This is a genomic window from Brevibacillus fluminis, assembly GCF_003710825.1.
GTDB classification, from domain to species: Bacteria; Bacillota; Bacilli; order Brevibacillales; family Brevibacillaceae; genus Brevibacillus_D; species Brevibacillus_D fluminis.
On sequence record NZ_RHHQ01000007.1, the window covers coordinates 126,335 to 138,747 of the forward strand.

Genomic DNA, 12,413 nt, shown 5'->3' on the forward strand with positions numbered 1-12,413 from the left:
TGGCGTGTCGACATGGACGAAAGAACAGCTGATAGCATCAGCGAAGCGGCTCACGCTACAGGAAAAGGATGCGCTGCTTGGGCAGCTGCTCCACGAACAGAAACAGGTCGTGATCGCGTTCTCCGGGGGCGTTGACAGCACCTTTTTGCTGGCGCGTGCGGTGCAGGAGCTTGGAGCACAAGCGATTGCGGTCACAGCTGCGTCTGAGACGTTTCCGACGCGGGAGTTCGAGGCGGCGAAGCGGTTGGCTGAAGCGCTCGGCGCTCGCTGGCATCAGACTGAGATTCGCGAGATGGAGAACCCTAACTTCGTGGCGAATCCAGTCAACCGCTGCTTTTACTGCAAAGACGGGCTGTATGAGCATTTGGGCGAGTTGGCAGTAAAGAACGATTGGGGGGCCACGATCTGCGACGGCGCCAATATGGACGATCTGGGCGATTACCGCCCCGGACGAATCGCAGCAGCACAGCGCGGAGTACGCAGCCTGCTGCAGGAAGCTGGCTTTTATAAGGAAGAGATTCGCACACTGTCTCGTGAGCTCGGATTGACTACGTGGAACAAGCCGTCGTTCGCCTGCCTGTCCTCGCGCATTCCGTACGGCTCCGCCATAACTCTGGAAAAAATCGATCAGATTGACCGAGCCGAGGGCTATTTGCTGAGTCTCGGATTTCACCAGGTGAGGGTACGCCATCATAACACGATCGCTCGCATCGAGGTCATGCCTGATGATATCCCGATGCTGTTGGCCAAACGTGCGGATATCGACCGGGTGCTGCGCGAGATCGGTTTCCAATATGTCACACTGGATTTGTTCGGCTATCAAACCGGCAGCATGAATGCGGTGCTTAGTGGAGCTGTGAAAACGAACAATGGCTAAGATGACGGACATTTTGGAGCAGGTGCGCAAGGGGCAGCTTGGCGTAGAAGAAGCGGAGCGGCTGATTAGAGGGCTGACAGCGGAAGTAGGGCCGCCTACAGCCAGGCAAATTCGCAAAGATGAACACGATCGAACAGATGGTGTCGATCGAACGAAAACGGTTGACCGAGAAACATTTGATTTCGCGACGCTTGATTACGGGCGCGAGCAGCGAACCGGCTTTCCCGAGGTGATTTATGCCGCCGGGAAAACAGCAGAGCAGCTTTGCGCCATCTTCCGCGCATTGCGCAGCGAGCAAAAGATTGTACTAGCGACCCGTGTATCACAGGAGCAAGCCGAGCTCTTGCTCGAGCGCGAAAGCGATGTAGTATACTATGCGGACGCGCGCGTTGCCATCTGGAGCAGACGCCCGCTTGAGCCGGAGCGAAGTGGCTATGTCGCAGTTGTGGCAGCGGGAACATCTGACTGGCAGGTGGCACAGGAAGCGGCGTGGACGGTCCGGTCCATGGGTAGCGAGGCGCGGGTGATCGTCGACGTTGGTGTGGCAGGCATCCATCGCCTTTTTGCTCGCCTGGAAGAAATCCGAGGAGCCGCCGCTATCGTTTGCGTGGCGGGGATGGAAGGTGCGCTTGCCAGCGTGCTGGCCGGGCTTGTCGACAAGCCGGTGATCGCAGTGCCGACGAGTGTCGGGTACGGCGCTAATTTCGGCGGCATGGCAGCTCTTCTGTCGATGCTGAACGCTTGTGCGACCGGCATTGCGGTCGTCAATATCGACAACGGATTCGGTGCAGGCTATATGGCTGGCATGATCCATAGACAAACCGATTTTTAGAAAACCTGGCTACGCCATGGTTTTGGCTTAAGCCACGGTTGCACTTGATAAGAATTTGATAAATTATTATCTGTAGAACAAAAAGTAAGCCAAAAGAATGGCTTGCTTTTTTTATTTACGATCGATATAATGACATAAAATAACTAATATTCACACAAAATAACATCAATGAACAGAAATGAACAGCGGAAAGGAAGACCGAACGTATGGATTCCACCACACAAAGCTTGCTCTTTCCAGCTGAACGGCAGAAGGGGATTTACCAGCACCTGCAAAAAAACAGCTCGGCCAAAGTGAACGAGCTGGCACAGCTGTTTAATGTCTCGGAAATGACGATCCGACGAGATTTGGAGGAGCTGGAGCGCAAGGAAATGGTGAAACGCACCCATGGAGGGGCGCTCATCATCGAGGAAACCGGCCGCGATTTGAACGTAGAGGAACGAAAGACCAAACAGCTGGAAGAAAAGCGGATCATCGCGGAAAAGGCGCGATCGTTCATTCAGGAGGGAGACATCCTCGCGCTGGATGCGAGCACAACAGTCGCCGAGCTGGCCAAGCTTCTGTACGATATCCCCAATCTGACCGTTGTGACCAACAGCCTTTTGGTGGCGAACGCTGTCCACCTATACCCGAATGTCACCTTAATCATGTGCGGCGGCATCATGCGCCAGGAAGCCACGTCCTTTGTCGGGCCGCTCGCCGAATCGTTCCTGCAAAACTTTCACTTCACCAAGACCTTCTTCTCAAGCAATGCCATCCATCCCGTCAACGGAATCACCGACACCAACATGTTCGAAATCAGCATGAAACGAGTGATGATTTCCCGCTCAAAAGAAGCGATCGCCTTGTTAGATTCAAGCAAATACAACAAAGTGGCTTTTTCCAACGTCTGCCCATTCGATCAGGTGAGCACCATCATCACAGATGGACGATTAAGCCAGGAGATCCGGGAACCGTTCTTAGACCGGGAGATCCCGATCATATTCACAGACTGATACATGAGCATGAAAAACTGATGCTCAGAAAATAAGCGAGTAAGGGGTGCAACATGTTATTACAAGAGATGCGAACGGATGTATTGCGGTATGCGCAACGAATGTACAAAGCGGGGCTGACAGTAGGCGTTTCCGGAAATGTAAGCGCTATCGACCGTGAAAGTAATACGATTGCCATTACGCCGAGCGGCATGGACTACGATGAGCTGACACCGGAAGACATCACGCTCATCGATCTGGAGGGACAGGTGGTGGATGGCACCCGCCGTCCATCTAGCGAAAAAATGCTGCACATCAAAATTTATCAGAGCAGGCCGGATGTGAATGCCGTCTTTCACACGCATTCCACGTACGCGACGGCGCTTGCCGCGATGGGCGAGCCGATCCCGGTCATCCTGGCGGAAGTAGCGGCCATTGCGGGCGGTCCGATTCCTGTAGCTCCTTATGCGCGGTTCGGGACGCCGGAATTCGGTGACGTCGCGGTAGCTGCGATGGGCGACAAGCCGGCGGCGCTTCTGCAAAACCATGGCGTGGTTTGTGCCGGTAAAGATTTGCAAAAAGCATTTTTGATCGCAGTCGACACGGAAGAGGCAGCCAAAATTTACATGTTCAGCCTCATGGCAGGGAAACGGGCGATTCGCCTCAACGATGAGGAGATCCCGGTTTTGCATGAGATTTACGCGACGAGGTACGGCCAAAATCCGCTGAAGCCATAGAGTTAGGGGAGAAGAAGCGTGGAACAATATCGTGCGTTTTCCACCGAGGAAGCGATCGCGTATGCGAAGGAGCTGCCGGATCGCTTCCCTTCGTCAGCTAGCTTGCATGCCGAGGAGATCGGTGACGGCAATTTGAATTACGTGTTTCGCATTAAAGATAGTGAGAGCGGCAAAAGCGTTATTTTCAAGCAGGCGCTGCCTTATGTCCGCGTCGTAGGAGGAGATTGGCCGCTGTCGCTCGATCGGGCCCGCATCGAGGCGCTGGCGCTCAAGCTGGCTGCAGATGCGTGTCCCGGGCTTGTTCCGGAGGTTTACAGCTTCAATCAGGAGCAGGCGCTGATCGTCATGGAAGATTTGCACGATCACCTCATATTGCGCAAAGGCTTGATCGCGGGCAAGCGTTACGGGAATCTGTCCCGCGACATCGGCATTTACATGGCGCGCACACTGTTTTACTCCTCCGATCTTTATATGAATCCGGTTGAGAAAAAAGCGCGTCAGATTCAATTCCACAATCCTGAGCTTTGCAAGATTACAGAAGATTTGGTCTTCACCGATCCGTACTGGGATGCACCGTCCAACAATATTCCGGGTGAAATTCGCGACTTTGTCGAACCTTTTTTGTGGCAGGATGAAGCGCTCAAGCGGGAAGTGGCCATTCTCAAGCACGCATTTGTCACAAAAGCACAGACGCTGGTGCATGGCGACCTGCATACGGGCAGCGTGATGGTGACTGATTTGGGGACGAAGGTGATCGATCCCGAATTCGCGTACTATGGTCCGATTGGCTTTGATGTCGGGGCGATGCTGGCGAATCTGCTGCTCAGCTACTGCGCACAGCCAGGCCATCGGGTGGATTCGCAGCAGACAGTGGAGTACCGCAGCTACTTGCTGCAGACGATCGAGGAAATGTGGCTGTATTTCGAGGCGGAATTCCGCCGCTTGTACGAGACGGAAACGACAGAGCCGATGGCCAAAACGGCAGGATTTTATGACTGGTATATCCAACAAATTTTGCAGGATGCGATCGGTTTTGCTGGCTGCAAAATGATCCGACGCATTGTCGGGCTGGCACATGTGGCGGACATCGATACGATCGCGAATACCGAGATGAGGGTAGCCGCACAAAAACAGGCGCTCGCGATCGGCGCGGCGTTGATTAAAGGGCGCCAGCAGGCAACAGGCATTGATGCGATACTTGCAATCATCGATACAGCGAGATGAAGGAAGGGGATTTATAAGTGACGTATTTACAATCGGTAAAATGGGAAGAAGATGCATTGGTGCTATTGGATCAGCGCTTGCTTCCAACCAAACAGGAATATGTCAGACTAGAGACAGCGGAAGCGGCGTGGCATGCGATCAAAGATTTGACGGTTCGCGGTGCGCCGGCGATCGGCATGGCTGCGGCATACGGTCTGTACTTGGGGATTCGCCACTCTGCGCAAGAAACATTCGATGGGTTTTGGGCTGAAATGCGCGAACAATCCGATTATTTGAACGCATCCCGACCGACAGCGGTGAACTTGGGGTGGGCACTGCGCCGCATGGAGCAGAAGGCGCAGGAAGAAAAGCATCTGCCGATCTCAGAGCTGAAAGCGGTTTTATTGGACGAGGCCAAGCGCATCCAAGACTCTGACGAGGCGGCTTGCAGGGCAATCGGCGAATATGGTGCAGAGCTTTTGCAGGATGGGATGGGCATCCTCACACACTGCAATGCGGGTGGACTCGCTACAGGCCGCTATGGCACTGCGCTATCGCCGATTTACATCGCGGCTGAAAAAGGGGTTCATGTGAAGGTGTATGCTGATGAGACGCGTCCGGTTTTGCAGGGCGCAAGGCTGACGGCCTACGAGCTGCAGGAAGCAGGCATCGATGTGACGCTCATATGCGATAACATGGCGGCGATGGTCATGAAAAACGGCTGGGTCGACGGTGTGATCGTCGGGGCTGACCGGATCGCGGCCAATGGGGATACCGCGAACAAAATCGGCACATACGGCGTAGCACTTTTGGCGAAAGCGCACAACATCCCATTCTATGTGGCAGCCCCGCTATCCACCATCGACATCATGACACCGGACGGCAGCGCCATCCCAATCGAAGAGCGCGATGAGTCGGAAATCACGATCGGCTTTGGCACCCGTACCGCTCCGGAAGGGGTCAAGGTTTACAATCCGGCGTTCGATGTGACACCGCATGAATACATCACTGGTATCATCACGGAAAAAGGCATCATTCGGGCTCCTTTTGCCGAATCCATTCACAATCTTATGAATAATGAGTAGACGCACCGCGGTTTCAATGAGTCCAAAATATAGAGGGGGTTTCAACAAATGAAAAAAGTCCTTTTGACCGTACTGTCGGCAGCATTTGTGCTGACGGCATGCGGCGGTAACTCACAGACAGCCAACAGCGGTGCTCCTGCGGAAAAAATCAGCGGCGTGCCGGACGGGGTGCAGGGAGGCAAGAAAGTGGCGGTCATCCGCAACCTGCCTTCCGATGACCATACCAAGCAGTTTTTGGATGGTGCGCGAAGCGAAGGGGAGTCGTTCGGCTTCAAGGTCGACACGTTCATCGCGGACAACGACGACGCCAAGTTCCAAGAGCTGGTCGCCCAAGCGATCCAGAAAGATTACGACGGACTGATCATTTCCCACGGAAAAAAAGATTACTCCTATGACATGCTGAAGCCGGCAATCGATAAAAAGATGAAGGTTGTCACATTCGATACGGTCATCGAAAAGGATGGCAAAAACTTACCGGAGATCACAACGACGGCGCAGGACGACCACAAGCTGGCAGAGCTGTCGCTAAATGAAGTCGCCGCTCTGTCCAAGGACGGGCAGCCGGTCCGTGTGATCAAGCTGTGGTTCGGCCCAGGGGTGCCGCCGCTCGACCGCCGTCAGGAAATTTATGCTGATTTCGAGAAAAACAACAAAATCAAGACGCTTGAAGTCATTGGGCCAACGAATATGCAAGACATCCAAGGGGACATTGCGGCAAAAGTAAGCGCGATTTTGGCCAAGTATCCTGCCGGAACAGTCGATGCGATCTGGGGCTCATGGGATGAAATGTCCAAAGGGGCATTCAAGGCGCTTAAGGACAACAATCGGACTGACATCAAGCTTGTCTCCATCGACGTCTCTAACCAAGATATTAATCTGATGCGAGAAGACGGAAGCGTCTGGATTTCCACAGCGGCCGTCGATCCGAAACTGATCGGTCTCGTCGACATGCGTCTACTAGCGAAAAAATTAGCAGGTGAAGAGACACCTGCCACCTTTGACCTGGAAGCGCGACTGATCAAAAAAGACCAATTGAAACCAGAAACGAACATGACGACGCTGAAAGATGTGATCGAGGGCTGGGGTACATCCGATGTCTTCAATGAATCATGGATGCAAACGCTGCGGACCAATTTTGCGAAGAAATAAAATCGGCCGGGTAGAGGAACCGGAGCGGCTGCGCTTTACCGCCCGGTTTTCCTCGCTTTATTTTTGGGTGCAGATGGGGTGAAAAGGCATGGCGCAACAAGAGCGAACGACGTTAGATATGAAGGGAATCTCAATTGAATTTCCAGGGGTAAAGGCACTGTCCGATGTGGATTTTCAGGTCGAGTCTGGACGGATTCATGCGCTGATCGGCGCCAATGGAGCTGGTAAATCCACCTTGATGAAGGTGCTCTCGGGGGCCTATTCCCATTACACCGGTTCCATTCATCTGAATGGAAATCAGGTGACGATTCGTACGCCGCGCGACGCGAAGGAATTGGGAATCGATATCGTGTACCAGGAAGTCGATACGGCGCTGATCCCGTATCTCGACGTGGCGGAAAACATCATGCTCGACGTGATGGTGAACCGGATGAAGGGCAAGGTGTTCATCAATTGGAAGCACATTCACGATTCGGCTCGGAAGGTTCTGGAGCGTCTCGGCATCCAGCTGGATACACGCAAGCGCGTCCAGGACTTGACGCTGGCACAAAAGCAAATGGTGCTCATCGCGCGCGCCATCGCGGAGGAGCGCCGTTTTCTGATCTTGGATGAGCCGACTGCACCGCTCAGCCATAAAGAGACGGATGAGCTGTTCCGCGTCGTGCGCGAGCTCGCCAACCACCAAAATGTCGGCATCATCTTCATTTCCCATCGCCTGCCGGAGCTGTTCGAAATTTGCGAGGAGATCACCATCATGCGCGATGGTCAGGTGGTCACGCGCAACCCGATCGCGGAGCTGACCACAAAGCAGGTAGTGGAGTGGATGCTGGGCCGAAAAATGGACGAGACCTATGTGAAAAAGCAAACGGCTATCGGCGAACCGCTGCTAACAGTCAGTCATCTGTACGACCGCAAAGGCATGGTGCGCAACGTCAGCCTGCATGTGCGGGCCGGTGAGATCGTTGGCATTGCTGGACTCGTCGGAGCAGGCAAAACCGAGCTGTGCAAAACCATTTTCGGCGCGCATGCTGCGCAGTCGGGCGAGATCAAGCTCAAAGAGAAGAAGCTGCAAAACAAAACGCCGCACGCTGCGGTGAAGCAAGGGCTAGCACTCGTACCGGAAGAGCGGCGCAAGGAAGGCGTGCTGGTCGATGAGTCGGTCGTGAGCAACCTGTCTGCAGCGAGCCTCGGCGCATTCAGCAGTGCATTCGGTTTTGTAAAGCCGCGCGAGGAGCGAGCCGCTGCGCTAAAAATGATCGGTGACCTCGGAATCAAGACGCCGCACGAAAATCAAAAGGTAGCGCTCTTGTCGGGGGGAAACCAGCAAAAGGTTGCGGTCGGCAAATGGCTTTTGGCCGATGCGGATGTATACATGTTCGATGAACCGACAAAAGGCGTTGATGTCGGGGCGAAGCGCGATATTTTCAATCTGATCGCAAAGCTTGCGGAAATAGGCAAAGGCAGCATTTATGCAACTAGCGAGCTGTCGGAGATTTTGGCCATCACCGATCGGATTTATGTGATGTATGACGGCGCCGTCGTGAAGGAGCTTCTCACCTCCGAAACAACCGAGGAAGAAATTCTGTATTACTCTACAGGAGGGAATTGAAGATGCTTGCAAAAACAGAGCCTGCAAAAGGTCGCGAAAAGGTATGGCATGCATCGCTGCTTGCGTTCACCAACAAGTGGGGAACGGTGATGGCGATTCTGCTCTTGGTCATCTTTTTCACGGCCATGATGCCGCAATTTATTGAGTCATCCAATATTTTAACGATCCTGCGCAGCATCTCGATCGTGACGGTCATCGCCATTGGCCTGACGGTCTCCTTGACAGTAAACGGGTTTGACTTGTCCGTAGGGTCGGCGGCGACGTTTTCCAACTCGCTTGTCGTGTCCATGTACGTCTGGTACAGTATGTCCACCTTCGCTTCCATTGCGGTTGCACTTTCCGTAACGCTCGTCGTAGCGGCGGTCAACGCGTTTCTAATCGTCAAGGTGAAGATTCCAGACATGTTGGCGACGCTCTCCACTATGTTTATTTTCGAAGGCGTGGCGATGACGTATACGGGCGGCGGATCGATTTCCGAAGGGATGCCGCGGCTCGATGGGACGCCGACAGAAGGAAAGCTCACAGAAGTTTTCAAGCTGCTCGGACAAGCGCCTTACATCATTATCATCATGCTGGTCGTCGTCGTGCTCGCGCATATTTTCCTCAACTACACGAAGCACGGTCGCTATATGTATATCGTCGGCGGCAACCAGGAGGCAGCCCGACTCTCCGGGATTCCGGTTGACCGCTACCGGGCGATTGCGTATTTTCTGTCTACGTTTCTGGTTGCCCTCGGCGGCGTGATCCTTGCCTCGCGAATCGGTTCCGCCCAAATTAATGCGGGAGCTGGGTACTTGATGCCAGCCGTTGCGGCTGCGTTCATCGGCTTCTCTTTCGGTGGATTGGGCCGGCCCAATGCAATCGGAACATTTGTCGGCGCCGTTCTCGTCGGGGTGCTGGAAAACGGTCTGGTCATGATGTCGGTGCCGTATTACTCGCTCAATATCGTCAAGGGTGCGGTATTGGCTCTCGCCTTGGCGTCGACGTATTACCGCAAAAATTAATCAAGAAAAAGAAAAAAACGGCCAAATGAAGGCCGTTTTTTCTCTTCGTATGGGCTAGGTGTTTTGGCGGTTGCCCGCATCACCGTTGCGCAAGTCCATATGGTTTTTGATCGGGATGAACAAGTCAACGATTCCGATCACCAGCGAAGCGAGGAGTGCGCCTAACACCGTCACATGGAAGCCGGAAACGATGAACTGGGTAACATAGATCACGATGGCGCTGACGATAAAGCCAACGATTCCACGGCTGAAAGGAGAAACCCGATCGCCGAACATCGCCTCGATGACCCAGCCGATCGCAGCGATGACGATTGCTGCAAACAGCGCTGTCCAGAAGCTGCTAACTGTAAAACCAGGGACGAGAAAGCCAACGATCATTAACACGATGGCTGCAACGATGAAACGGATGACGTGACGCAGGATGGTCATCTTGTTTCCTCCTCAACTAAATCTTTAAGAGTTTCGATTTCATTTTGTGTAAAACGCCGAGCTGTTATACGGGCTAATATTTGGATTGGGCTTGCTGTTACGTGCTATAATGGGGGGACGAAGGCTAAAGGAGGCAAGTGGAGTGGAGCAACGGGTTTTTAAAACCTTGGAATATTATAAAGTGATCGCCATGCTTGAAGAAAAGGCGACATCAACATTAGGCAAGGAAAAGGCGAAACAACTCATTCCCTTTGCAACCATAGATGAAGTCAAAACAGCACAGGCAGCTACGGTGGAAGGAGCGACGGTGCTCCGGTTGAAGGGCAGCATACCGCTCGGCGGCATCCGTGATATCCGCAGTCCGCTCGAGCGCGCCCGTCTCGGCTCCATGCTCGCGCCGATGGAGCTATTGGACATTGCGAGCACGATTTTTTCCGGCAGACGGCTGAAAACTTTTTTGCTTGATCTTTGCGATGAAGAACCATTGCCGATCATCCAGATGACTGCAGAACGTATCGAAGGGCTACGCGAGCTCGAGCAAGTCATCAAAAGCTGCATTGATGAAAATGGCGAGGTGATGGACAGCGCAAGCGTGGAATTGCGTCAGCTGCGTCAGGAAATCCGTTCGCTTGAAGCACGTATCCGCGAAAAGCTGGATCAGCTGACTCGTTCGGCCAGCTATCAGAAGATGCTGATGGAAAACATCGTGACGATCCGTGGCGATCGGTTTGTTATCCCAGTGAAGCAGGAATACCGCAACGTATTTGGCGGAATCGTGCACGACCAGTCCGCATCGGGCGCAACGCTCTTCATCGAGCCGGAAGTGACGATGCAGATGAACAATAAGCTCCGGGAAGTGCGTCTCAAGGAAGAGCGGGAGATCGAGCGCATTCTATATGAACTAACGGTCAAAACAGGCGAGCACATCGAAGAATTGAAAGAAAACACCGATGCGCTTGCAGAACTCGATTTTATTTTTGCCAAAGCGCAGCTTGCTCACTCAATGAAAGCAACTGCCCCTGCACTGAACGATCATGGCTACATCCGCCTGAAAAAAGCACGGCATCCACTGATTTCAAAAGACGTGGTGGTGCCCATCGATATCGAGCTGGGCAATGAGTACAAAGCGATTATCGTCACTGGTCCCAATACGGGCGGGAAAACCGTTTCGATCAAGACGACAGGCTTGTTCGCCTTGATGGTAATGGCCGGTTTACAGATTCCGGTCGAAGAGGGCAGCGAGATGAGCATGTTCTCCTCCGTCTTTGCCGACATCGGCGACGAGCAATCGATTGAGCAAAGTTTGTCCACGTTTTCTAGTCACTTGACCAACATCATCGGGATTCTCCAAAGGATGGATGAGCGAAGTCTCGTGCTGTTTGATGAGCTGGGCGCAGGAACCGATCCAACCGAAGGGGCGGCGCTCGCGATGGCGATCATCGACCATGTGCTGCAAAAAGGCGCAAGCCTGATTGCGACTACGCACTACAGCGAGCTAAAAGCGTATGCCTACGATCGTCCTGACGTCATCAACGCGAGTGTGGAATTTGATGTACAGACGCTGCGTCCGACCTACCGGCTGCTGATCGGTGTACCGGGCCGTTCCAACGCATTTGCCATCGCGCGACGCCTCGGTTTGTCGCAAGAGATCATCGACATCGCACGAGGCTCCATTAGCGAGGAAGAGAACCAGGTCGAGACGATGATCGCCTCGCTGGAACGCAACAAAAAATCGGCTGAACATGAACGACAAACCGCCGAAAAGCTGCGCCGCGATGTCGAGGATATGCGCAAGCAGCTGGAAGCGGAACGAAACGCCTTTGCTGAGGAGAAAAACCGTCTCTTAGAGCAGGCGGAGGAAGAAGCGCGCATCGCTGTACAGCTGGCCCGCGAGGAAGCGGATCAGGTGATTCGCGAGCTACGGAAAATGCGTAAAGAAGGCGTGGAGGTCAAGGAGCATCTGCTGATCGACGCCAAGCAGCGTTTGAACAACGCCGTTTTGGAGCTGGAAAAAGAAAAGGTGAAGAAGCCGAAGGCCGTTCGCGCCACGCTGGTGAAGGTGGGCGATGAAGTGCTGGTGACGAGCTTCGGGCAAAAAGGCGTTGTGTTGGAAAAAGTGACGGATAAGGAATTCCTCGTGCAGATCGGTATTATGAAAATGAAGGTTAAGAGCGATGACATGCAGGTCATCAAGCCGTCAAAGCAGGAGCAGCCCCACGCGCAATACACAGCCGTCAAAGCGTCGCGTGACCGCGTGAAGATGGAGCTTGATCTGCGCGGCTACAATGTCGAGGATGGCATCCGGGAAATCGATCAATATCTCGACGAGGTGCTGCTTGCAGGCCTTCATTCCGTATCGATCATCCACGGTCACGGCACCGGCGTTTTGCGCAAAGGGGTTCACGACTACCTGCGCAACCACCGCCATGTCAAATCGTTCCGCTTGGGCGGCCAAGGCGAGGGCGGGGTCGGCGCAACCATTGTTGAAGTCAAATAAGGGGGCGAAACGCCACT

At 53.7% G+C, this 12,413-nt stretch carries 11 protein-coding genes; 10 read left to right on the forward strand and 1 reads right to left on the reverse strand.

Features of this window, described 5'->3' with window-relative positions:
• Window positions 1–4: 4 nt before the first annotated feature.
• The 9 genes from larE to EDM56_RS07505 all read left to right on the forward strand — a co-directional run bounded on the left by larE (window position 5) and on the right by EDM56_RS07505 (window position 9,470).
• The gene (gene larE / locus EDM56_RS07465; protein WP_183192338.1) at window positions 5–877 is read left to right on the forward strand and encodes an ATP-dependent sacrificial sulfur transferase LarE; all 873 of its coding nucleotides are present in this window, start codon (window positions 5–7) and stop codon (window positions 875–877) included.
• Window positions 870–1,709, forward strand: coding sequence for a nickel pincer cofactor biosynthesis protein LarB (gene larB, locus EDM56_RS07470; RefSeq protein WP_122917273.1), 840 nt, complete (start codon window positions 870–872; stop codon window positions 1,707–1,709). The genes larE and larB overlap by 8 nt, the downstream gene beginning before the upstream one ends.
• 206 nt (window positions 1,710–1,915) lie before the next feature.
• Window positions 1,916–2,704: a DeoR/GlpR family DNA-binding transcription regulator gene (locus EDM56_RS07475; protein ID WP_122917274.1), complete on the forward strand. Its 789-nt coding sequence runs from the start codon at window positions 1,916–1,918 to the stop codon at window positions 2,702–2,704.
• Window positions 2,705–2,757: 53 nt separating this feature from the next.
• Window positions 2,758–3,420, forward strand: coding sequence for a class II aldolase/adducin family protein (locus EDM56_RS07480; RefSeq protein WP_122917275.1), 663 nt, complete (start codon window positions 2,758–2,760; stop codon window positions 3,418–3,420).
• 18 nt (window positions 3,421–3,438) lie between these two features.
• On the forward strand, window positions 3,439–4,644 hold the full coding sequence (gene mtnK, locus EDM56_RS07485) for an S-methyl-5-thioribose kinase (protein ID WP_122917276.1): 1,206 nt from the start codon (window positions 3,439–3,441) through the stop codon (window positions 4,642–4,644).
• A 17-nt stretch (window positions 4,645–4,661) separates the two neighbouring features.
• Window positions 4,662–5,708, forward strand: a complete 1,047-nt coding sequence (gene mtnA / locus EDM56_RS07490) for an S-methyl-5-thioribose-1-phosphate isomerase (protein WP_122917277.1) — start codon at window positions 4,662–4,664, stop codon at window positions 5,706–5,708.
• 48 nt (window positions 5,709–5,756) lie between these two features.
• Complete coding sequence (locus EDM56_RS07495) at window positions 5,757–6,857, forward strand: sugar ABC transporter substrate-binding protein (protein ID WP_122917278.1); 1,101 nt, start codon at window positions 5,757–5,759, stop codon at window positions 6,855–6,857.
• Between the two features lie 88 nt (window positions 6,858–6,945).
• Window positions 6,946–8,466, forward strand: coding sequence for a sugar ABC transporter ATP-binding protein (locus EDM56_RS07500; RefSeq protein ID WP_122917279.1), 1,521 nt, complete (start codon window positions 6,946–6,948; stop codon window positions 8,464–8,466).
• Window positions 8,467–8,468: 2 nt separating this feature from the next.
• Window positions 8,469–9,470 carry an ABC transporter permease gene (locus tag EDM56_RS07505; RefSeq protein ID WP_122917280.1) on the forward strand — a complete coding sequence of 334 codons (1,002 nt, stop codon included), beginning with the start codon at window positions 8,469–8,471 and terminating at the stop codon, window positions 9,468–9,470.
• Window positions 9,471–9,524: 54 nt separating this feature from the next.
• On the opposite strand, the gene EDM56_RS07510 is transcribed toward EDM56_RS07505, so the two are convergent.
• Window positions 9,525–9,899, reverse strand: coding sequence for a phage holin family protein (locus EDM56_RS07510; protein ID WP_122917281.1), 375 nt, complete (start codon window positions 9,897–9,899; stop codon window positions 9,525–9,527).
• Between the two features lie 142 nt (window positions 9,900–10,041).
• On the opposite strand from EDM56_RS07510, the gene EDM56_RS07515 reads away from it, so the two are divergent.
• Window positions 10,042–12,396: an endonuclease MutS2 gene (locus EDM56_RS07515; RefSeq protein ID WP_122917282.1), complete on the forward strand. Its 2,355-nt coding sequence runs from the start codon at window positions 10,042–10,044 to the stop codon at window positions 12,394–12,396.
• Window positions 12,397–12,413: the final 17 nt, after the last annotated feature.